Origin of the sequence: Spirosoma profusum (assembly GCF_014699005.1) — a bacterium.
Taxonomy (GTDB): Bacteria; Bacteroidota; Bacteroidia; order Cytophagales; family Spirosomataceae; genus Spirosoma; species Spirosoma profusum.
On sequence record NZ_JACWZY010000009.1, the window covers coordinates 195,892 to 219,452 of the forward strand.

Annotated in this window: 18 protein-coding genes and 1 tRNA gene; 8 read left to right on the plus strand and 11 right to left on the minus strand. The window is 47.4% G+C overall.

The window, feature by feature from the left end; genetic code table 11:
• Positions 1-51: 51 nt before the first annotated feature.
• Both tnpA and IC229_RS13420 read left to right on the plus strand, forming a co-directional pair.
• Positions 52-480, plus strand: a complete 429-nt coding sequence (gene tnpA, locus IC229_RS13415; RefSeq protein ID WP_190887490.1) for an IS200/IS605 family transposase — start codon at positions 52-54, stop codon at positions 478-480.
• Positions 481-775: 295 nt separating this feature from the next.
• Positions 776-916, plus strand: coding sequence for a hypothetical protein (locus IC229_RS13420; RefSeq protein ID WP_190887491.1), 141 nt, complete (start codon positions 776-778; stop codon positions 914-916).
• An 86-nt stretch (positions 917-1,002) separates the two neighbouring features.
• Here IC229_RS13420 and IC229_RS13425 read toward each other — a convergent pair whose 3' ends face one another.
• Positions 1,003-1,647 (minus strand): response regulator, encoded by a 645-nt coding sequence (locus tag IC229_RS13425; protein WP_190887492.1) that lies wholly within the window; start codon positions 1,645-1,647, stop codon positions 1,003-1,005.
• Between the two features lie 9 nt (positions 1,648-1,656).
• Complete coding sequence (locus IC229_RS13430) at positions 1,657-2,826, minus strand: sensor histidine kinase (RefSeq protein ID WP_190887493.1); 1,170 nt, start codon at positions 2,824-2,826, stop codon at positions 1,657-1,659.
• A gap of 814 nt (positions 2,827-3,640) precedes the next feature.
• On the opposite strand from IC229_RS13430, the gene IC229_RS13435 reads away from it, so the two are divergent.
• The 4 genes from IC229_RS13435 to IC229_RS13445 all read left to right on the plus strand — a co-directional run bounded on the left by IC229_RS13435 (position 3,641) and on the right by IC229_RS13445 (position 14,018).
• Positions 3,641-9,409, plus strand: a complete 5,769-nt coding sequence (locus tag IC229_RS13435) for a fibronectin type III domain-containing protein (protein WP_190887494.1) — start codon at positions 3,641-3,643, stop codon at positions 9,407-9,409.
• A gap of 87 nt (positions 9,410-9,496) precedes the next feature.
• A complete protein-coding gene (locus tag IC229_RS35720) occupies positions 9,497-9,622 on the plus strand; it encodes a hypothetical protein (protein ID WP_262893389.1) in 126 nt (41 codons plus the stop codon).
• 9 nt (positions 9,623-9,631) lie between these two features.
• Positions 9,632-11,659: a hypothetical protein gene (locus IC229_RS13440; protein ID WP_190887495.1), complete on the plus strand. Its 2,028-nt coding sequence runs from the start codon at positions 9,632-9,634 to the stop codon at positions 11,657-11,659.
• Between the two features lie 157 nt (positions 11,660-11,816).
• Positions 11,817-14,018 carry a beta strand repeat-containing protein gene (locus IC229_RS13445; protein WP_223833979.1) on the plus strand — a complete coding sequence of 734 codons (2,202 nt, stop codon included), beginning with the start codon at positions 11,817-11,819 and terminating at the stop codon, positions 14,016-14,018.
• 170 nt (positions 14,019-14,188) lie between these two features.
• Here IC229_RS13445 and IC229_RS13450 read toward each other — a convergent pair.
• From IC229_RS13450 to IC229_RS13460, 3 genes are all read right to left on the minus strand, one after another.
• Positions 14,189-14,260, minus strand: a tRNA-Arg gene (locus IC229_RS13450).
• Between the two features lie 52 nt (positions 14,261-14,312).
• Positions 14,313-15,473, minus strand: a complete 1,161-nt coding sequence (gene dnaJ, locus IC229_RS13455; protein WP_190887496.1) for a molecular chaperone DnaJ — start codon at positions 15,471-15,473, stop codon at positions 14,313-14,315.
• Positions 15,474-15,573: 100 nt separating this feature from the next.
• Complete coding sequence (locus tag IC229_RS13460; protein ID WP_190887497.1) at positions 15,574-16,185, minus strand: nucleotide exchange factor GrpE; 612 nt, start codon at positions 16,183-16,185, stop codon at positions 15,574-15,576.
• Positions 16,186-16,377: 192 nt separating this feature from the next.
• Between IC229_RS13460 and queG the strand changes: the two genes are divergently transcribed.
• On the plus strand, positions 16,378-17,316 hold the full coding sequence (queG, locus tag IC229_RS13465; protein WP_190887498.1) for a tRNA epoxyqueuosine(34) reductase QueG: 939 nt from the start codon (positions 16,378-16,380) through the stop codon (positions 17,314-17,316).
• 70 nt (positions 17,317-17,386) lie between these two features.
• On the opposite strand, the gene kynU is transcribed toward queG, so the two are convergent.
• Together kynU and IC229_RS13475 are read right to left on the minus strand one after the other, a co-directional pair.
• Positions 17,387-18,718, minus strand: a complete 1,332-nt coding sequence (gene kynU, locus IC229_RS13470) for a kynureninase (protein ID WP_190887499.1) — start codon at positions 18,716-18,718, stop codon at positions 17,387-17,389.
• Between the two features lie 29 nt (positions 18,719-18,747).
• Complete coding sequence (locus IC229_RS13475) at positions 18,748-19,455, minus strand: carboxylesterase family protein (protein WP_190887500.1); 708 nt, start codon at positions 19,453-19,455, stop codon at positions 18,748-18,750.
• A 106-nt stretch (positions 19,456-19,561) separates the two neighbouring features.
• Here IC229_RS13475 and IC229_RS13480 point away from each other — a divergent pair, with 106 nt between their 5' ends.
• The gene (locus IC229_RS13480; protein ID WP_190887501.1) at positions 19,562-19,912 is read left to right on the plus strand and encodes a hypothetical protein; all 351 of its coding nucleotides are present in this window, start codon (positions 19,562-19,564) and stop codon (positions 19,910-19,912) included.
• 76 nt (positions 19,913-19,988) lie between these two features.
• Here IC229_RS13480 and IC229_RS13485 read toward each other — a convergent pair whose 3' ends face one another.
• The 4 genes from IC229_RS13485 to IC229_RS13500 form a co-directional block, all read right to left on the minus strand.
• Positions 19,989-20,354, minus strand: a complete 366-nt coding sequence (locus IC229_RS13485; RefSeq protein ID WP_190887502.1) for a heavy-metal-associated domain-containing protein — start codon at positions 20,352-20,354, stop codon at positions 19,989-19,991.
• Between the two features lie 63 nt (positions 20,355-20,417).
• A complete protein-coding gene (locus IC229_RS13490; RefSeq protein ID WP_190887503.1) occupies positions 20,418-21,902 on the minus strand; it encodes a hypothetical protein in 1,485 nt (494 codons plus the stop codon).
• A gap of 79 nt (positions 21,903-21,981) precedes the next feature.
• Complete coding sequence (locus tag IC229_RS13495; protein WP_394355938.1) at positions 21,982-22,389, minus strand: four-helix bundle copper-binding protein; 408 nt, start codon at positions 22,387-22,389, stop codon at positions 21,982-21,984.
• Positions 22,390-22,434: 45 nt separating this feature from the next.
• Positions 22,435-23,553 carry a glycosyltransferase family 61 protein gene (locus IC229_RS13500; RefSeq protein ID WP_190887504.1) on the minus strand — a complete coding sequence of 373 codons (1,119 nt, stop codon included), beginning with the start codon at positions 23,551-23,553 and terminating at the stop codon, positions 22,435-22,437.
• Between the last annotated feature and the right edge of the window lie 8 nt (positions 23,554-23,561).

Below are 23,561 nucleotides of genomic sequence, written 5' to 3' on the forward strand. Positions count from 1 at the left end.
GGATGGGTGAAATCCCACGCCTTAAGGCGGGAACTTTAGTAGCTTTATGGGATGGATTATCGCACGGGCTCCCATAGTCGCTATGAGTTAAAAATTCACTTGGTCTGGATTACCAAGTATCGGAAACGCATCCTGAAAGGAGACGTATCCATTCGGCTGCGGGAACTGATTCGGGAGATCTGCAAGGCCAACGAGGTGGTGATCGTAAAGGGTCACATTTCCTCAGACCACGTGCATTTGTTGCTGAGCTATCCGCCCACGATCTCGGTGAGCAAGCTAGTTCAGTATCTAAAAGGGAAAAGATCCCGCAAGCTATTGAGCGAATATGATTCGCTAAGTAAGGCGTTTTGGGGTCAGCATTTATGGGCACGAGGCTACTTTGCGGCCAGTGTTGGGACAGTGACTGATGAAGTCGTAAAGGAGTATATCGACAAGCAGGATGTATCCCCATCAGATGATGACTTTAAGATTAGCGACTGACTTTAGAGGGCTTTAGCCCTACCCTAAATCTATCGGCTTGAGCCGATAGTTGTTTAATTCAAGTGGCTTGGAAAAGTCGAAGTCATATCGTTCTCCTGATAGTCAATGAGCCACATCAGAAAGCGCAGGTCATGTTGCGTGATAATGAGAGGTATAAAGCCATCAAAGTGAAACGTACCCACTTCTACGTTAAGCCAGCCAGTGACGCCTTTACATTAGTATGCTTGCAGGCGGTTGGGCATTTGATCAAAGCCTAGTTCAAGCAGAAGATCGTGTGTGATCATACTTCAACGTTTTGTGGCATAAGATCGTAGTTATTCTGAACAAATGCCTGATTGCACTGCTCGATTTGTTCTTTGATGTGTGTATGGGACTTTCCATCGGTGCTGAAGAGTTGTTGAAGGGCTTTGAACAACTGGTCAAATGCTACGCTTAATAACCTCTGTGTAAACTGGTGAGCTTTATGCGTTAAGAACTTCCCAATTCTCTCTGCAAAATAAAGTAGTATCCTGAGAAAGAGAATTATAGCCCGTTACGGCTCGCAAACTCAATGAGTTCAGCTACGTTGCCAATGCCGAGCTTGTAATAGATGTTTCTACGATGAGTTTTCACCGTAAACAGACTTAGGTTTAACTTGTCGGCGATTTCTTCACTGGTCAGACCCTCTCGAACGAGACGGATCATTTCTAGCTCACGGAAAGTCAGATTCGCACGCAGGGCAAAATCATCCTTAAAGGGACTGATAGAGGGAGAAAGTTGTTTCACCAACCGAGGATCATAGTACTTTCGACCGGCAATTACTGCACGTATTCCCTCCAGCAGTTCAGCTGTCGTAGAATCTTTGAGCATATATCCATGAAATCCTGCCTTAAGCGCTTCCTCAAATAATTTAGGCTGATTGTACATAGTTAGAATAACAACCTTTAGGTTAGGCTGACTGCTCATAAGTTGCATGCCGATTTCAAGACCACTACGTCCCTGAATATTCAGATCAAGCAGAACCAGTTCAGGAGTATGTTTTTGTACCGCAAAAAGAATGTCTTTCTCTTCGAAAACCTGACCACATACGACTAAATCAGGCTGAGTGCTTAACAACACCCTGATGCCATCATTGAAGAGTTGATGGTCATCAATGAGAAGAATCTTTGCCAGAATAATCTCAATCATGTTCACTTATCAATATGGAATATCCAGAATAACCAGCGTGCCCCCTTTGTTCCACTCCCAGCGTAAGCTTGCCCCCATGTACTCTGCTCGTAATCTACTGCTCTTCATCCCAATTCCGATGCCGGTTTGCTCTTTTTTTTCTGAATCGTTTTGTGTTCCGTCGTCTTCGACAGTAATGCTTAGATAGGAGTCGAAATAAATGAGCTGTACGGATGCCTGACTCGCGTGTGCGTGTTTATTGATATTTTCAATCAATTCCGAGACGATCCGATACGCATTCAATTCTGAATCTAAGGATAAATTCCGTACGTTTCCAGCCACCCCGAAACTGAAGCGTGTTGGCTGTAGAGGTTGGTTTTGGACAAGTTCCTCCAGTGCATTTTTCATGCCGATACGGGCAAACTCAGGGGGCATCAGGTTATGCGCAATTCGTCGAAGATCGGTATTACTTTTTCGCATCAACGCTTGCAGGCTATTGAAATCCTGTGCGAGGTCTGCTTCTATGAAATGATTTTGGAGATCGTTGAAGCGTCGCTGAGTGGTAGCCAGTGTTCCTCCAAGATCATCGTGTAGGTCAGCTGCTATCCGATGGCGTTCGGCTTCCTGAGTTTGAATGATTCGCGCATTTGCCTCTTTGCGTTCTTGAGCTAATTGAAGATTGGCTTCGGCTCGCCGTTTTTTAAATTGTAACGAAAAGAGAAATAGAGCTAACGCGCTAATAATCAGCAATAAGGTGCTAGTGATAAACAGAGTCCAGTTCCGCTGAGTTTGCCCTTCCTGGCGCCGAATTTTAGTTTCAATGCGTCTTTGGTGCATTTTAATTAAAGAATCTATAAACGGTTCTTGAAACAGATCAATCTTTTTGCTTTTATAAAAGTCTTTCTCATAGTCTGCAATTGTTTTATATAGAGCTTGCCGATAAAACTGGCTTTTTTCACGTAAAGAATCAATTAGCGTGTTGGCCCTAAATTGGTTCCGTTCAAGTTTCTGAATTCTAGTGTTGAGTTCATGAGACAAATAATGGAGACTATCCTGATGGTCTTTCGACACTTTGTAATGGTTTCCCCATTTATCTAATGCCTTAAATCTTACTGTATCGTTCCGTGATGTCCTGGGTTGAGTGCTTAGCTGTTGAAAGCGTTGTTTTGCAGGGTGCGATAAGCTATCGGTATTATTCACAGCTGTCTGGCGATTGGTTGTAGGATTTAACAAATCTTGAGCACGTAAAGCTGGCAGTGAACTAGTTAATAGGCTAACTAGCAAGATATGTTTGCAGTATTTCCTGAAATATGGGTATACCATACCATTATTAATTGGGCGTGAATAAGTTGAACTTTTGATCATCGTAAACGCATTTCGGATACTTCGCTTATCTCTGCAAATGAATTGCTTTCCACGAAGCTAAAAAATACCTCTTTAGTAGTATGGCGCATGGAAAATGGGCCCCATACTTTTGTCAGGCTGTTGAGTCACTTCAGATACACCAACTTACAATGTCTTTTATTCACACCGTTTTTATCCGATTTATAGTTGTTCCGTTAGCGGTTTTACTACGTTTTTGTACCAAATCGGGAAGCGATCTAAGTTCCAGCCCTCCACAACAACTTGTGTTTATTTACTCTTCTACCCCATATATCTCTTCAGCATTACCTGACTAACGCAGAGGAATTCCAGGTATAGGATAGCTGAGGATAAAGCAAATGCTACCGTTAAATCACTTCACGGATTATCCATTCGAAAACTCATTTCAGGTTATTGAAACATCTACTTACATATGATATATTTGTGAGATTAGCCTCTTTGAATCAAGTAGTTAAACTTCATTTATCAACCAATCTAATACAGCAATATGAGGCTACTGTTTACGTACTTACTCCTACTGCCTTTTGTAGGGTGGGCGCGGAAAATCCTTAGTTGAGGCTGATAATATGGCCAAAGCGGCTGAGAAAGCCGATACCTGTTTTGTTTGCGCTATATCAACCACACCGTACTTATGAAACATTTCTTCGTTCTGTTGCTGATTCTACTCCCTTTTGTAACCCTTGCCCAAACCTCCACTACGCTCACCTGTGGCACCCCCTCCCCAGATCCTGTAGCATATACCAAACTTTTAGCGAAACAAGACGAAGCCTTTCAGAAAATGAAAGCAGCCCGGGTGACTGCTGGCATTACCTATATCGCCATTTGCCCACATATTATTCGGCGAAGCGACGGGACGGGTGGCGTTACCTTGGCCCGGATTACGGACATGGTCGAACGTACCAACCGACTATACGCCCCGATGGGTGTGCAGTTCTACCTGGTTGGCAACAGTCCCCCATTCTATTCACAACCTGAATTTATAAATGATGATGACTTATATACCGCCTATACAACAGCTAAATTTAACCGCTTTGATGGCCATGATGTGAACTACGCCATCAATATGTATTTTGTCAATCAGGTTTCACTTGCGGAAGGCGAGCAACCATATGCGGGACGCTATCCGTGGCTTGATAAGATTGAACTAGATGATATCCGCTCAACACGCATTATCATTGTTGGCACTCAACCACAGGATCACTTAGCTACTAATACTGTCCCTCATGAGTTAGGTCATTTTTTTAGTTTGCTGCATACCTTTTACCGTGAATTTGGCCCGGAAAAGGTTACCCGCGGCAGTGGCGCCAACTGTGCTACGACTGGTGACCGTCTTTGTAGTACCGAAGCGGATCCATACGGACTTGAAGGCGCCAGTATTGGGCTTAATGGACAAAACTGTGACATTTATACAGGGACCCTCCGGGATGCTGACGGGGCGTTATACACTCCGCCCATCCGAAACCTAATGTCCTACTATTTGGCGCGCTCCTGTGGCCACCAACTCACGGGTGAACAGTACAACCGGATGCAGGCCAACCTGGCTTTCCGTCAGCAAAACCATCGCACCTATTCCCTTTTTAAGAATCATCCTCAAACGTATATCCAGCATGTTCCGCAAGCGGTATTCACCGCCAACAGTGGAGTGCAACTCACCTGGTCGCCCATATTTTCTTCCCCGATGGGTTACATCATTGAACGATCCATATCGCCCACAACAGGGTTTACCTCTATTGGCAGTGTAGGACCTAGTGATACAACCTTTGTGGATAAGAGCGTATCATTCAAAACTACCTATTATTACCGGGTTTATCTCTCGAATTCCAGTAACCCTTACGAAGCTCACATTATTAGCATCACTACTCCCGCCTGTCGGCCTACGTTCACAAATGGCTGCTCAAATGCGGGCATTGGACCAATATTGATTAACAATACCGATTTGAGTCAGGGCTATGACTGCTCGGCAGGTTATAGCCAAACATCGGCATTATCGGTTTCGGTTGTCGCAGGTGAGGTAACCAATATTTTTGGTGAATATTTAGGTTCCAACCCTTCACAAGGAGTCAGCATGTGGGCTGACTTGAATCGTAATGGCGAATTTGAAGCCAACGAACGAATCTATCAGAGCAGCTATGCAGGTAATTCAAGTTTCTTTAACGGCACGTTCATTATTCCAGCCACGGTTGGCTGGGGCACATTCATTGAACCAAACGTTACCTTGGGCGCTGGTCCGATGCGCATTCGGATTATTAACAGTGTCAATCAGGTTCCAGCCAATCCGTGTGGTACGTACAGCGCTGGCGAAACCGAAGATTACCTTATAACCGTGTTGCCTCCTGCCCCAACGAGTCCGCGGTCAGTCAATGTTTTACACAACCAGGCGTACCTGAGCTGGGACTGGCCAAATCCGGAGTCGGCATTGGGTTACGAAATCTCCTACCGCAAAGTGGGCAGTTCTGCCTGGAATATCGCTTTCAGAAGTCCGCTCACGGACCTGGAGCGACTGACTAAATATGAATGGCGCGTTCGTTCCATGCACAGTACCGCTTATAGCCCCGTTGCCAGTTTTTCAACCGTTTGTCCGGTACCGGCTCTAACCCGGACCTATCTGGTTGGAGCCACAGCGGCTACCATCAACTGGTTAGAAACAGACCCTAATAGTACCTATGAAGTACAATGGCAGGGGCAGGGCACTTCGGTCTGGAACACAACGACCGTTTCGGGCAATAGCCAAGGAAATATCTATCTCAGTCTGGGAAACCTGACCCCATTAACTACCTACAACTGGCGCGTTCGGCGAATCTGTACCCCAACGAACGCATCGGCTTTTTCTGACCCTATTAGCTTTACGACCCAGTGTGAAGTCCCCATCGACCCTTTTACCGGCAATGTTTCTGCATCAACGGCCTCGGTGCAATGGCGTCCTTTTCCTGATACCCCCGGTTATGAAGTTCGCTGGCGTATCAATGGCAGCTCGGGCGTCTGGACATCCTCGGGAGGGCTCACCTCATTTGGCTATACAATCACGGCCCTGAGTCCCAACACGACCTACGAATGGCAGGTCCGCACGCTTTGTGGAGCAGGCAGCACCTCCGACTGGTCTTCCTCGACCCTCTTTTTTATCAGTTGCCAGGCTCCCACCGCCCTTAGCAGTGGGAATCTCAGTCCCACGTCGATCGCCCTAAGCTGGAGCGGAGCCACAGGTGGCGACACCCGCTACGAACTCCGGTACCGGGTCAATGGCAGCACAGGGGCCTATACAACCATCAGTAACCTAACCAGTACCACTACCTCCCTAACCGGATTAGTCAACAATACAACGTATGAGTGGGGGGTTCGAATATTGTGCAGTGGGGGGCTGAGTTCGTCATTTGTGGTGGGCCAACCGTTTCAAACGGCTGACTGTCCACCTGTAACCTTTTCTCCAAGTAATAATACCCTTCATGAAACCTATCGATCTATAACACTTCTGTGGAATAAAGGAAGTGTTGGCGGGCAGTTCGAAATTCGCTATCGTCCGGCTACGACCTCCACTTGGCAGAGTGTCACACTAGCTGGTAATCAATATAATACTTCAGAATCCTATTCCCTTCGCGGTTTAACTCCTAATACCAATTACGAATGGCAGGTTAGGCGGTTATGCAGCAGTAATAGCCAATCGTCGTACACCGCTCTGAGTACCTTCAGGACAAGGTGTGGTATACCTCAATTTCAGAATGTTGATTTCGTTTCATCGACTTCAGCTCATGTGCGATGGCATGATACGAATAATATAATAGATTCGCTATTGCGGTACGACTTGCAATACCAACCAGCATCTGGAGGAGTATTAACATCACTGGGTAACTTTAGTAGTGTTACAGCTGTACTTAATAATTTGCAGAATAACACCACTTACGAATGGCGTATCCGAACCAACTGCGGCAATGGTGATGTATCAGACTATAGTTCGAATCAGTTTACAACCCGCTGTGCTGATCCCAGCAGCCTGAATGGGGGCTCTTCCAGCGGCACACTGGCGAGCGTAAGTTGGTATGGCCTCAGCGACGGGCAAATCCGCTATGAAGTTCGCTACCGGGTGGCAGGCAGCTCAGGCGCTTATATGACGCTGAGTAGCCTGACCGCCACCTATACCTCCCTGACTGGTCTGACACCCAATACCACCTACGAGTGGAGCGTACGAACCCGCTGCACCGACGGGCAAAGCTCGACATTCGTGGTAGGCAGCCCATTCCAGACAGGTAGCTGCCCCTCGGTTAGCTATCCATATAGCAATGTCTTAACCAGCACGAAAGCCCAGATAGGCTGGACGGTTCCGTTCAACGAAAACCTGACCTACGATATTCGCTGGCGTATACAGAACACAGCTACCTGGACATCAACCACGATCACCTCAGCCAGTAGCTACACTTTATCGGCTCTATTACCAAACTCCGTCTACGAGTGGCAGGTTAGAGCTATATGTCCGGGAGGTGTGCCGTCCGCTTATTCTGGCTCACAGACATTCCAGACGAAGGCCGCCTGTACGCAGCCTGCCAGTGTAACGGCGTATAACATCAGTTACACCCGGGCTGATTTCTTCATAAACAGTACAAATCCATTATATAGTAGCCGCGAAATGCGCTGGCGAGCCGTGGGCGCTTCCGATTGGAACATGACCGTCATTGATGGGGCCTATTTTTCGCTAACCGGCCTGTCAGCAAATACGTCCTATGAGTATCAGCTACGCGAACTATGTAATCAGCCTGATGACTGGTCGCCCAATAGTGATTTGCTTACCCTCAGGACCGCAAATTGCACCCCACCAGCATTACTGACGGTGTTTAGTGCCCAACAAACTACCGCTGTACTGAGCTGGTCGGGCTCAGGTACCTCCTACAACCTGGCCTATCGGATAAAGGGGCCTGCCGTTGACCCCGGCGAGCCATCGCCCAACAGTTGGACGATAATTGCAGTTGAATCAACGTCTTATTCCCTGAGTGGTTTGACGGCTAACACGGAATATGAATGGCAGGTACAAGCCGCGTGCGATGTGATACTAAATTCAGCCTATTCGTCCCCATCATCCTTTACAACGGATGGTTCCTGCCCACGTCCTACTAATCTGATAGCCGATAACCTATCTCCATTTTCTGCCCGACTTCAATGGTCAGGTAATTCGGGAGAACAGTATGAAGTGCGCTGGCGAACGCTGGGCGGCACTAATTGGACCGGCTTACCTATTCAGACTACACGGATAGCGTCACTAACGGGTCTCAATTCGGCACAGGCCTACGAATGGCAGGTTCGCACTCTTTGTTCAGGCGGTGCCCAATCCAGCTATACCAATGCCATGTCATTCACGACCCTGGCTTGTAGTGCACCAACCAATTTAGGGACATCATTTCTGGGCCGTAATACAGTTTATATTTATTGGACGGGTTCAGGGTATAATAGTGTCAACTATGAAGTTCAGTGGAAGCCCGTTACCGCTACCACTGGCTGGCAAAGCGCAACCGTAGGAACCGGGGGCTTTTCGCAGTCTTCTTTTAGCTATTCGCTAACGGGGCTGACTCAGAACACGACCTATCAGTGGCAGGTAAGGCAATGGTGTACAGCTAGCAGCACATCAGGATTTAGTAGTAGTACGTTCACCACCTCGGATGCCTGTCCCATACCGATTAACCTAAATACGTCATCGAACACCAACTCTGCTCAATTCTTCTGGACGATGGGTGACGCCGGTTCATTAGCTGACCTACGGTGGCGGCCTCAGGGGAGTGCCACCTGGACATTAGTGCCTAATCTTACTACACCATCCTATTCCCTGACTGGGCTAACCGCTGGCACCGCTTACCAGTGGCAGGTCCGAACTATTTGCGACGACGGCAGCACATCAGCCTACTCGGCCCCCACGGTCTTTACAACAGTGGCCTGCCTGACACCCAGTATATCATCTGTTTACTCAGGCACCACAACGGCCACGGCGTATCTGAGTATTAACGTGTCACCCGCTACGGTTGAGCTTCGTTGGCGCCCCCAGGGAAGTACATCGGCGTATAGTAGTCTGACGACTACAGGATCCTATGTCTACTCACTATCTGGTTTAAGTGGGGCCACGACTTATGAACTCCAGGTTCAACGAATCTGTACACCGGGCAGCCCATCGGGTTATTCCAGTACCGCCACGTTTACAACACAGGCAGGCTGTTCTAATACCCTCTACACGGTTAAAGCAGGGGCATGGAATGACGCCACAATTTGGTCGTGTGGTCAGGTACCGACCAGCAGAAATTCGGTTGATATCCGGCATGTGGTGAGTTTGCCCGCTAGCTATCAGGCACAGGCGTTGCGGGTGAGCTACAGTGCCACAGGACGATTGGTGTTTGGGGTCAGCAGCAGGTTAAGGCTGGGAGGGAATTAAAATCAATAACAGTTTATATTTCAAAGCCGGGTCTTCTGATTCGGCTTTGTTCATTTTATAAAAGGTTCGGTATCCCAAAACTATTACGTGTGTGATGAGACAGTAGGTCCAACCGACCCTGAAAACCCAACACCACCCATCACAACGCCAGAAAACATCGATCCAGGCGATACGTCGGGCGAAACCGATCAGGACATTTTCGAAACACCTTAATAACTACCCATGAGAAAGATTCTGAATTTTCTAACTGTATACCTGCTCGTATTGGCGAGTGTTTTACCGGCTCCTGCTCAGGTTCGCTACAAAGCGGCAAAACGGGCGGATGGCAGTCAGGTCATTTACAAAGAACATCCGCCGAATTCGGGCGTATTCAGTACAACGGTCAGCGTCCTTCCCTCCGATGCTGCCAGAGCCCGGGTAGCGGGTAGGGTGCTCCTTCCATATGCGCTGGAAGGACAGCGCCAGTACAATCCCGATCAGTTTGGTCTGGGCAATAACAAGTATTTCTCAGAGACATTCAAGTTCAGTGTCGACTTCAACATGGGGAACCTGACAGTAGCTCAACGGAAACGACAGGGAATGAATTTCTTCAATGTGTGGTCGATGATTGGCGATCCCAGCTCACCAAGTGCCGAGAAGTACTCAGTGCCCAACACGGAGGGCTTTTATTACATGACCGAAAGTGCCCTTCATGGTGCATATGAAGGCGCTAGGTATTTTGAAAGTAATCTCGAAGTGGTTGAAGCCTACCTGATCAATAGCATTCCCTCGCTAGGTGTTCCCGGTTCCGACCCCTACGCCGGAACGGTGGCCTTTAACATTGAATCGTCCAATGACTGGAAGGCTGCAAACTATGGCAATGGTGGACACTGGCCCCCGGCTGATGGAAATAAACCGATTCGACTCGAATCGCCCACCGCTAAATCCATGTTAGGCGGAAACGCTACGGTTTCGCTGTCGACCCTTTTGGGGAATCCTGGTGCGATGGAAATTGAGGGGGGTGTCAGGCGATCAAACCGACTGTGCATCATGTTCGCTATTGCCCGGCAGAAAGGGGCAACAAACCTCAAGATTTACTACGGCTCATCTAATAAGCAGGGGTATCCCAAAACATCCGATGCCACGGATTACGGTCAGTTTTTAGGGCAGTATAACGCTGACCCAAGCTTAATACCTGGCTTTATAAATGATGGCTCAAATCGCGTTGTATTGAATGGGCACACCTACAAGCTTCAGGGCAACCAGTGGGATCTGGAAGATCACATGCTGGGGTATTTCTATCCAGGGCGTTTTGATATATCCAAAAAGGATTGGTGTGAAATCTGGGGCAACTTCGGCGTAACTGACTGTAGTGGTTATAATCAGAAGTCAGCACCCCAGAACTACCCCTATTTGTGGTCGAAAACAAAACCTGTCCATTACGTAGCCGAAGAGAAGGGCTACTATCAGGCGTGCCGGATCAAGATGAAGCAAAATCAGGGCAAGTACCGGGGGATTTTGCGCATGATCGAGACGTTCTACGAGCCTGATATTGCGGCCTATATTGACGGGGTTGGAGTGCCTACCCGTGCGCCATTCAGTCAGCTATTTGGCACCTTACCCTTCAACAATGACACGCCAAAGGTTTGGTTCCAGCCGGTAAGGACCTACACCATCTATTGCGTAGGACGGTTCTTTGCGGGGAATGACCCAGGCTGGGGGCTTCATGTATTTATCTCCAACGAATATGCCCATGGCGATCTGAACAGCCATGAATTCAGGGCGTATAACCACGAGCTCCACCCCTACACGACGCTGTTTCAGGCCCGGGCGGATATGCAGCCGTATGAAGTGTTTTTCAACGGCTCGACGCTGGTTGAAGACCCGGAGGTGCAGATTGGGGGGTCAGGAAATTTTGAAGCCTATACGGGTCTGGTCGCCTACAATAATGCAGAAGGTTCGTCCAGTAGTGCTGGCCAGAAACCCTGCTACATGCTCCGCTACAAAGACATGGGCACCTATTGGCGGGTGCTGATTCTGGGTGGTTATAATCAGGACTGGACAGCTGAACATACGGATGTGGTCCGAGCCCCCAACGGCTTGTTAAACGGCAATTCGTTCGAAATAAAATTACGGGGACCGGGAGCGCAGATTTATGATTTTTACGTCAAGAAAACGGATAACAATCAGCGCTACAAAGCAACGCCGACGGCTCAGACGCTTTGGGAGAAAGCGGGGTATAGTGGTCGGGTAGGTTCGGCGCAGAATTAATGAGAAGTAGTTATCAGATTCGTAAAAAGCCCCTTCCAGCCGGTTGGGGCTTTTTTGTTGCCGTATAGTAATATCAGATCATAAGTCATAAATGGAAGTTGCTTCGGGATTAATCACCATCTACCTTTAATTATATTTTAACCTCATCCGTTTACATATGAAACGTCTTTACATTTCTTTTTTCATTTCCTGGCTGGCTACTACCCCTCTGCTAGCTCAAACGAATTACCTGGAACGTACCCCAAACTCAGTAGCACCCGGTACCAATAATGCGATTGTCGGCCCATTAACAGGAAATAATACCATGACTGGCTCGTACAATGCATTATTTGGTGGCTATGCCGGAAACTTTCTGACAACAGGCTCCTATAATTCGTTTATAGGCCATAATTCGGGGTTAAATACTACTTCGGGGATTTATAATTCATTTGTTGGCTACTATGCGGGCGTAGTCAACACCGAGGGTTCTTATAACACGTTTATGGGAAGTTCGGCGGGTAACTTTAATACCATAGGGGGTGGTAACACCTTTATCGGATTTGAGTCTGGCTATTCTAATAATATAGGCTATTCCAATTCCTTTCTGGGTTATCAGACAGGCAAACAAAATACGTCCGGCTATTATAATTCATTTATAGGATATTTGGCTGGCCAAAAAAACACAACGGGCAAGTATAATTCGTTCATGGGCAGTTTTGCAGGGAATGAAAATACTGGGGGAGAATACAATTCTTTTATTGGTTATAGCGCAGGCAAGAATACCACCACGGGCGGCTTTAATGTCATGATGGGGTCATTTGCGGGGAACAGTAATACCACGGGTGAATACAATGTAGTAGTAGGACCTTTTGCGGGCAGTAATGCTACAGCAGGGGCTTATAATGTAATCGTAGGGGCTAGTGCAGGTAGTAGTAGTAACATAGGATCGGATAATGTCTTTATAGGTAATCGCTCGGGTCAATTTACCACTGGTTCATTTAATACAATGGTTGGTACTGGTTCAGGTAGTAATAACGAGAATACAGGCATTCGAAATTCGTTTTTTGGCACTGGAACTGGTAGTAATAACTCTACAGGGGATTTTAATTCGTTTTTTGGTAACGGGGCTGGTCAGAGCAACAGCACTGGTGATAATAATTCATTTATGGGGAGTTATTCAGGTGGCTTTAATACTTCTGGTAATAATAATGTATTTATGGGCATGTCTGCCGGTTCCTCCAATAAAACAGGTAGCAACAATTCAATCACAGGGGCCTATGCGGGCAGGAACAACACCACCGGCAGCAACAACACGTTTATCGGTTTTGAAGCTGGTTTTAGTAACTCCACCGCTGATGCCAACGTCTTTCTTGGCTACCGAACGGGTTATAGTAACACCACCGGCATCGCCAACCTGTTCATGGGCCAACTCGCGGGCTACAGCAGCAACGGCAGCTACAACCTGTTCATTGGCAACTCGTCGGGCCAGCAAACGACCTCGGGTGGAGGCAACACCTTCATTGGCAACGGCTCTGGCTATGGCAACATCACCGGACATAACAATACCTACATTGGCAATGGGGCTGGCTTCACCGGTAATGGGGCAGGCCAGAGCAACACCTTCATTGGCCAGAATGCAGGGGTATCACCGGGAGCTGTGGTGAATAACTCGACGGCCATTGGGGTGGCTGCCCAGGTATCGGCCGACAATTCGATTATTCTAGGTGTTCCCAACCCACTCTGGAAAGTGGGCATCGGCAACACCGCTCCCCAAAACAAGCTGGAGATCACCCACGGCACTTCTGGGCAGTCGGGTCTGCGGTTCACCAACCTGAAAAGCTCGAACTCCGCTTCGTTGACCAACCAAACCAAGGTACTGTCCGTTAATGAAAATGGGGATGTGATCCTTGTAAGTACAAGCAGTTCGACTCGGGAGGGCGTTAGTGAATCGCTCTGGCAGCGGAAAGGTTCATTTCTGCAAAGTACCCAGAACGATGCGGTTGTTATTGGCAATAACGTAGCCCGCACCCCATCGGGTTACAAGCTGTTTGTGGAGGAAGGTATTCTGACTGAGAAAGTGAAGGTAGCGGTTAAGAATACAAGTGACTGGAGTGACTACGTATTCAAGCCTAACTATTCACTGAAACCCCTTTCTGAAGTAGAGCAATACATCCAGAAGCATGAGCACCTGCCAGGCGTACCTTCTGCCAAGGAAGTGGTTGAAAAAGGTGTTGATGTAGCGAAAATGGACGCTAAGTTGCTTGAGAAGATTGAAGAGTTGACGCTTTACAGTATTGAGCAGGAAAAGAAGGCCAAGAAGCAGGAAGAACGTATCGATCAGTTGGAGCAACTGGTCAAACAACTGCTGGAGAAGAAATAATTGATTGACACTCGTTCGGAAAGGCCATGCTAATTAGCGTGGCCTTTTTTATTGGTCCACCCCTACCACAAATTCACTTATTGAGAATGTTGTTTCAGTTCTGTTACAGTCGTTAAATAAAAAACCTACTATAATCAATTGATTAATAGTAGGTTATACGACTCATTAAGTGGCCCTGCAGGGACTCGAACCCCGACGAACGGTTCCGAAGACCGTCATGCTATCCATTACACCACAAGGCCATAATTACCTAACCGTTTCAACGAAATATCTTGAGTAAATTTGTTCGAATATTTATCCATGAAAAAAGTCCTTCATTTTGTCGAAGAATCCTTTTTCATTTTTGTTTGGTTTGGGTTGAAAGTTAGGTGAATGACGTAACTTTTCCAACAAAGCCCGCTCTTCCGACGAAAGTGCCTTGGGCGTCCAGACGTTTACATGTACCAATTCGTCACCACGACCGTACCCGTTTAACTCCTTAATACCTTTTCCTTTTAGACGTAGTATTTTACCACTTTGCGTACCGGGTTCCAGGGTGATACGTGCCTTACCATCGATGGTAGGAACTTCAACGCTCATGCCGATGGCGGCATCCACAAAGTTGACGTAGAGGTCAAATACTACGTTGTTACCATCGCGTTTGAGTTCGGTGTCTTCTTCCTCTTCAATCACAATAAGCAGGTCGCCAGCTACACCTCCTCGCGGTGGTACGTTCCCTTTGCCGCCTACCGACAATTGAATTCCTTCGGCGACACCCGCCGGAATTTTGATTGGTATTACGTCTTCCTGCAACACACGACCTTCGCCAAAACAAGCTTCACAACGGTCGGTTACCAGTTTTCCTTCGCCATTACAGGTCGGACACGTACTGGTCGATACCATCTGACCTAACATGGTATTCACCACCTTACGGGTTTGGCCGGTTCCGTTACAGGTCGAGCAGGTTTGCACGGCGGTCCCATTTTTGGAGCCGTTACCTCCGCAGGTGTTACACGTTACGTGCCGCTTAACTTTAATTTTTTTCTCAACGCCATTGGCAACTTCCTGGAGATTGAGTTTCAGTTTGATACGTAGATCAGATCCTCTCCGGACACGCTGACGGCCTCCGCCCCCATTAGCGCCCCGGAAGAAACTTCCAAAGGGTGAATCATCGCCAAATACGTCGCCAAACTGACTGAAAATATCATCCATGGTCGGACCACCAGCACCATAGCCGCCAGCCGCTCCACTCATGCCTGCGTGCCCGAACTGATCGTACCGAGCTTTTTTCTGCGGGTCGTTCAATACGTCGTAGGCCTCGGCCGCTTCCTTAAATTTTTCCTCAGCGGTGGGGTCATTGGGGTTTTTATCGGGGTGGTACTTGATAGCCATCTTCCGATAGGCCTTCTTCAAATCCTCCGCCGATACGTTCTTGTCAACCCCTAAAATTTCGTAATAATCGCGCTTCGTTGCCATATATTAAAAGTGCGAAAGAGTGAATGAGCGAAAGACCGGGCCGCCGGATGATATTCACCGCTCCGGCGGCCCGGTCTTTCGCTCATTCACTCTTTCGCAATTAACTGCCTACTATCACTTTTGCAAACCGGATAACTTTATCATTCAGGTAATAGCCTTTTTCGATTTCTTCGATGACTTTACCTTTCATATCCTCGCTAGGTGCTGGAAATTGGGTAACCGACTCATGCAGGTCGGCGTTGAACGACTCTCCTTTTGAGGTCATTGGCTTGAGGCCCTTGTTTTCCAGCGTTTTGAAAAATTTGTTGTAAATCAACGTAATACCTTCTTTCACCGCCGTTATGTCGTCAGTAGTATCGATTGACTGCATAGCCCTTTCGAAATCGTCAACTACCGGAATCAGTGCCTGTAACAAGCCTTCGTTGGCGTTGCTGATCAGGTCTAATTTTTCCTTCGCTGTACGTCGGCGAAAATTCTCAAAATCAGCGTATAAACGGAGATATTTATCTTTCAGTTCGGCTAATTCACTACCAACTTTTTTCGTATCGGCTGGAGCTGTTTCAGTATCAGCTACTACGTCATCCGTTACCTCAACATCAGCCATTTCTTCAGGCTCTCCGCCGTTGATGTTGATGGCGTCGTCGGTTGTCAGGTTGTCAGGTTGTTGCGTATCGGCAGACGCTTGTTCGTCCAAAATGTCTTTATTTTCCATTGATGAGCTTCTATTTCGCTTCCAGAAATTCATATGCAAAGATGGGCAAAAGACCGGCCAAAACCGCATTTCCTGACAAGTTGACACTATTTTAACCTGGATTTAGTTGATTTATGGATTTAAAACGATTTCCAGGATTTAAAAAATGGCTTTAGTCGTTTCAGTGGATAAAGAAGATATCCTTCATCCCTCGTGCACGCGCCTGCTCACCACTATACTCAACTTATTAAGGCTAAAGCCACTGAAATTGGTTTTGACTTTTGTGGTGTGGCTAAAGCTGATTTTCTGGAGGAAGAAGCGCCCCTACTGGAAAACTGGCTCAAAAACGGTATGCACGGCCAGATGAACTATATGGCCAATCACTTCGATAAACGGCTCGATCCACGGCTATTGGTCGATGATGCAAAATCAGTAATTACGGTGCTACTGAATTATTATCCTGAGGAAAAACTGCCGGAACGTAACGATGATCTAAAAATCTCTAAATACGCTTACGGAGCTGATTATCACTTTGTCATTAAAGACAAACTGAAAGAATTATTAGCTTTCATCCATGATGAGATTGGCGAAGTTGGGGGCCGGGCCTTTGTCGATTCAGCACCGGTTATGGATAAAGCCTGGGCGAAACGGGCTGGACTGGGTTGGGTAGGAAAACATACAAATCTGATCAACCGCGATATCGGGTCCTTCTTTTTCATCGGTGAACTGATTCTCGACCTTGAACTGGAGCCCGACGGACCTATCACCGATTACTGTGGGACGTGTACGCGCTGCATCGACGCCTGCCCAACCGACGCCATTGTGGCTCCATACGTAGTGGATGGTAGTAAATGCATTTCCTATTTTACAATTGAATTGAAAGAAGCGATCCCGGAAGATGTTCGGGGGAAGTTCGACAACTGGATTTTTGGCTGCGATATCTGCCAGGACGTCTGCCCCTGGAACCGATTTGCCCGTCCCCATCAGACAGCCGATTTCATTCCTAATCCCGAACTCACTACGTTCACAAAAAACGATTGGCTCGAAATAACTGAAGATGTTTTTCGGGAGATTTTTCGCCGGTCGGCGGTGAAACGTACCAAACTGGAAGGGTTAAAGCGGAATATCGCTTTTGTCAATTCTGCTACGTAGTAATGTGGTAGAATTGTGCCGTTATAGTGTTGTTTAGGTAAAGAAACTACTGCGCTTTAACTTTATATACTTACTTCGTTTTTCCAAAAGCCTCATGACAAATCTGACCCAGTCGCCAGACTTCCTCGAACGTATTGTATAAGGGTGTAGGAGCCAGTCGAATGCAATCGGGTTCGCGCCAGTCGCCGATAATACCCTGCTCGGTGAGGTAATTAAACAACGATTTTCCGTTTTTTCGGACCAGTAACGACAGCTGACAGCCACGTTGGTTGGGGTCGTAGGGCGTGAGAATTTGAATATCCGAAAAGGGAGTTAATACGTATTCCAGAAAGCCGGTTAGCTGTTCACTTTTCTGACGTAGTGCGGTAATACCCGCTTCTGCTGTGATGGAAAGTGCCGCGCGATGCAGGGCTAAAGACAGAATAGTAGGCGTACTTACCTGCCAGCCGTCGGCACCGGGCGCGGGTAAAAAACCGGGTGTCATGGCAAATCGCTCGTCTTCTCGATATCCCCACCAGCCCGCTAGTCTGGGAAGATTTTGAGTATGGTGTTTTTCATGAATATACACGCCCGATACAGCACCCGGGCCACTATTCAGATACTTGTATGAACACCACGTAGCAAAATCGACACCCCAATCGTGGAGACGTAGTGGTACGTTGCCAATCGCATGAGCCAGGTCAAACCCAACCGGAACACAATGTTGTTGAGCTGTTTGAGCAATGGCGGCCATGTTATAAACCTGACCTGTATAATAATTCAGGCCACTCATCCAGATCAGTGCCAGCGAATCTGCATGCTCAGCAATGGCGTGCTGAATATCTGTCGTATGAATAAGCCCTAACGACGACTCGTCAGTACGTGGAGCTACTTCAATCAGTACGTCCGCTGGCTTTAAACCACGGTGTTTGATGTGCGTTTCCAACGCGTATTGATCTGACGGAAAATCGCCTTTGATTGTCAGAATTTTATATTTTTTCGCCGGTTTAGCCGAATCCACGCCGGGCGAATCCACACCAGGCCGGTAAAATGACGCCAGCAGCAGATGCAGGTTGATAGTCAGCGCATTCATCGGGCAAACCTCTGAAGGCTTCCCTCCTACTATGTCGGCCAGCGCATCTTTACACGTAGCGTGGTAACGTAACCACGGCTCATCGGCAGCTTCTGACGCTGGACTTTTCGACCGGTCAAACCAACCTTCTACGCCCATATTTTGCCACGTAGCAAGTTCCTGTTCCAATACTACCCGTGCTATTTTCGGCTGTAGTCCCAACGAATTTCCGCAGAAATATATCATCGGTTTCCCTTCGCGTTGGGGGATATGAAACCGGTCGCGAAAGGAACGTAGCGGATCAGTCTGATCGAGGTGTTGGGCAAAGGCAAGCGAGTTTTCGTACGTCATGGCTGGCTGAAAATTAGTTAATCGCTATCTCACCGATGTTGTTTTAGCAGCCACTCATAAATCGACTTGTTTTCGTAGAGATACTGAATACCATGTCCATCCTGTTCCAGGCGGGTAAATGTTACCTGATTTCCACATTCTGCCAGACGTTTTACGAGCTGTTCGGTTTCAGAAATGGGTATTACGTTATCGGCTGCGCCGTGAAACGTCCAGACAGGTAGCTTTTTGATTCGGCAGATTTGCGTCGAATCGTCACAACCGCCACAGAGGGGCACGATGGCTGCAAACGTATCAGGGTATTCAACGGCGGTTTGCCAGGTACCGTAGCCACCCATACTAATCCCCGTCAGATAAATGCGTTGGGTATCAATGCGATAGTTGGTTTTCAGTTCATCAAGCAAAGGTTCAAGCCAGTTATCGGTCGACCAGGATTTCCCATCCGGGCACTGGGGCGACGCGATAATAAATTCAAACGTTTGCCCTTTTTCGACCACTTGTGGTAAGCCATACCTTTTTAATTTATTCAGGTCCTGCCCCCGATGTGAGCTTCCGTGCAGGTAAATCACCAACGGATAGTCTGTCGATTGAGAAGCATATTTTTCAGGTACGTAAAGTAGATATTTGTACTTTTCTTTGTTCTTATTCGTCGTCTGTGCGGGTGATTGAGTGACAACTAGTAACAACCCCAGCAATAAACACGCTGCAAGTTTCAGTAATCTCAGTTTTGGCCAGTTCATTGACAAAGAAAGGTATTTCCAACCAAATAATAGTTTGTAGAATCGTCTGGCAGTAACACAACGAGTGATTTCGCTTCTGGTAAATCACCAACAAAATATATTGATTATGAAGGTCTTCACTACGTTATTAGCGCTACTTATGTTCTCGCTACGTGCGTACGGGCAGGAAAAGAAGGCTCCGAATACCTTTCCAACGTATCAGCAGATAAAGCCAGCTTCCAAAGAAATCATTGATTACGCTCCAGCACAGGGCAAGTCGTTTACTACGTTACAATCAGATCTGTTCAATTATCCGGAAAATAGTGTTACGTATGTGCTGAACGCCCAGCCAACCAAAGACAAAAAATACGTGAAAGATATCCTAAAACGGAAGGATATTGAGATTGAGACTATACTAATTGAACGTCCAGACGCAGATGGAAAGCGACGTATCATCATCAATTTTTCACCACGTTAGCCAGTACTACGTATACACAGAACAGCCCGGAACCAACTGATTCCGGGCTGTTCTGTGTATAGGCAATAGCTATCGATTATTGGTGGTTTGAGCCACCATCTTTCTTGCAGCAGCTAGGCAATTTGTTATAGCCAGCTTCATCAGCTACCAACTCATCGGCATCGTAGCCTGTTTTGCTGATGTTGGCTTTCAATTTCGTTACGTCGGTTTTAGCCGGGTTGTATTTAATGGTCACCACTTTGGATTTAACGTCCAGCGTAGCTTCTTTGACTCCTTTTTCAAAGCCCAGATTTCGTTCGATACGGGCTTTGCACATCCCACAGACGGCCGACGTTTTAATTTTTACTTCTTTGTCTTTATCATCATTAAAGGATGACGTAGCAAAAGCATTACTGAGCAGTACAAGTGTGGTTAAACCGGTCAGGAATAGGTTACGTAGCATGACGGTAACTGGTTAATTGTGAACTGATAACGTAAATTTATTCTAAATGGTGCAACTTCTTTTCTACATTTTCTCCATTCGTCCATGTCCCATCCGATGCATACTGCGCATCGTCATCAGGCTTGGCGTCAGTCGTAGGTAAACCTCGCCCGATAATGGCATTTTCCCGTACAATGATACCAGCAGTTTGTCAGGTACACTGCCCGTAAATTGAGCACCCAACACAAGATCAGTATTGTGAGCCTGGGCAATCCGATAGTTCATACCGAGGGTTATGTTGTTGATAATCAGCGCTGCGTTAGCAGGTATTCCACCGAAGCCCGGATCTATAATCGCTAACTCGTTTGGCGTCTTTCCAACGTTTTCAAATCGACTATAAACAGCCAGTTTGTTCCATTGCAGGCTGCTTTCGGCCAGAAATGAATTCTCTCCTTCGCCATCGTGACTATTACGTCCCCACACAAAAGCCGACGTAACGTAGCGGTTCGGTCCTACCGCTTTACTATGCAAAACCGATGCCGTAGTACGTGTTACGTTCTCATGGGCGTGTAAATCTTCCGGACTTTTGATAAATCCCTGCGAAAATTGCACGGCCAGCGAAGGCGAGGGATTTATCGAAAGCCGATACGAATAACTGTCGAATCGAGGTTTGTCGAAATTATATCGGTTTTCGTCCGGTTCGCGCCCCGTGAAAGAAGAAGCCTCTACCTTAGCCCATTTGTAACGAAAACCCACCGTAGCTACGCCAAACAGGATATGGGTTGCATCCTGCCAATGGTGTCCCAACGGCGCAGCTGGCATATTGAAAGCCGAAATCCGATGCATAAACGCTGGCGGACCAAGGGCCGGTTCGCCCGGATAACCTACGTAGCCATACACATCAACGTCCCTGCTGAACGCATGATTATAACTCACCGACAACTCAGACAGAAAATCGTGGGGGTGTTGTTTATCAATTAGCGGCTGCCCTTTATAGCTTTCGCCCGTCTGAAACAGCAACGGATAGCCACCATTACCAACGGTCAGCGGGTCGAGCGATAGCATGGCACGTACCTGAAACAATCCACGCTGGCCTACTTTCCGTTGCGCCATGCCCATTACCCAATTCGGAGCGCCAAACTGCTGACCATACCCTCGTTTATCTGGATTAATTCCGTTCTGGCGGGTATAGCGCAGAAATACGGCGTAATGCAGCATGAAACTCCAGCCTTTCTGTTTCGAGTGATTCATGTAGGCATACATGGGCGTGTTGTCTGGATGCCACGACGTACCGGAACCGTTACGATTCATTGGCAAATACCGCGATAAACTGTGGGTCATACCCATGCTGGTATCCATCGTCAGGCCATAGTTCAGCCTAGCTCCTGCCCCATTTTCACCCATCATCTCCCCAATTTCGTGATGCATCGAATGATGCATGGATGATACTGAATCGGCTTTCGATTTAGCGACCTTTTTTTGGGGTGAAGTTTTTGGCTCATGGTGCTGATGCTGGCCCCGGGATATGCTCCCAAGTCCAAGCAACAACACGAATAAGATTCTGTTCATTAGCTTGTTACGTTAATGGCTAATGTTTAATGAAGAATGGGTTGGTTATCGTAACGCTTGCATTGTCCATTACTCATTATTATGCACTGGCCGACATTGACCGGCATTCTTCTGCGCACTTGCGGCAAGCTTCAGCACAAGCCTTACAGTGTGCATGATGATCGGCGTGTTTATCACATTCGTCGGCGCAGGCTTCGCATACTTCGGCACAGAGTACCATAAAATCGCGGGAGAATTCAGAACCTCTTGCATCCAGTCGTCCGCAGAGCGAACAGAAATCGACGCAGTCGCGACAGAGCTTAATACAGGCCGTCATGTCGTGGCCTTTTCCATCTTTATCGCCCATTTCCAGACAGGCTGTCAGGCAACGTTCGCAGGCTTCAACACACGAAAAACAGGTGTCTACGTGGGCGTGGGCGTGATTCATCGATTCCATATAAGGTTGAGTTTTACTGACCACCGTTGGTCTAGCAAAATAACCACGCATAGCCGATAGAGTTTTTACATAATTCCCGGCGAGGTTTATAAGATGCTAATCGAAGCTGGGCAGCGGCAGAAATGTCTGTTCCAGAATTTTTTCAATATCAGCGATTGACACGAAAATGTCTTCCTCGACATCATGATGGACTTGCCCAAATTGAATCACATGGTGATAGGCCGTATAGTTAATGCCCATCAACTGAGAGAGGTAGAAAAAATGGTCGACGATGTATTTCGACGAGAACAACTCAAACAGATGCGTACCGGGTTCACACCAGATGATGTTGGTGAACGAAGCGCCGTGGGGACCGATAATATAGGAGGCATTTTTATATATGCTCACCTGTTCGGCCACTGTTCGGGGTCTGTCATCAATTATCTGAAAATCATACTTTTTCAGCAGTTTGATGAGTGCATCCTCATTAGCAATCCGCCGACGCCCCGACCGGCTGACATAGATGCGATTGCGCTGCGTTTGGGTAATATTGAGTTTTCCTTCGACCTGTTTTTTCAACGCCATAATGTCGTCAGGATGGGGATAAAACCAATGCCCACTGTTGCCCATCAGGCATTGTTCAAATTGAATCTCCGTCCGACGGCTGTCGAAAATACGGTCAGGAGTGAAGCCGATTAATTCCAGAAAATCGCGCTCGTAAGCCGTTTTAAAATGCGGGTAAGACACCACCGCTTCGGCAAAATCCGCCCCCATCGCTTCTTTGATGCGGCACAATTTGGCCGCTACCAGAATCACAAAATCATAATAGCCACCCAATATGACGCCATCCAGATGATGCGTAAACGGAACAATTACGGACGTTCGCTGCACCTGATCCCGTTTGGGGGGCGTAAGAAAATTTTTTACCAGGTGATAATTGTCGAAATCAACGCACAATAGATGTCTGTCGAACAACACCCCTCCATAAGCCAGTTGCCGGATGGTTTGCGATGGCCCCGTACAACGCCAGACATACGCCGGGAACGTAGTGGCGTTTTGCCGCTGGAACATGCGCGTTGGCGTCACTGACTGGTTGAATACGTTCGGCAGAAAAACATCTATCGGTGGGCTTAGCCTGATTAAATAAGGTTCCAGAAAAGCATCGGTCTGCGGCTTATTCAGCAACGTAACACCGAAGACACGTAACAGCCGATAGAAAATCTTTCGTAGTGACATAGGAATTA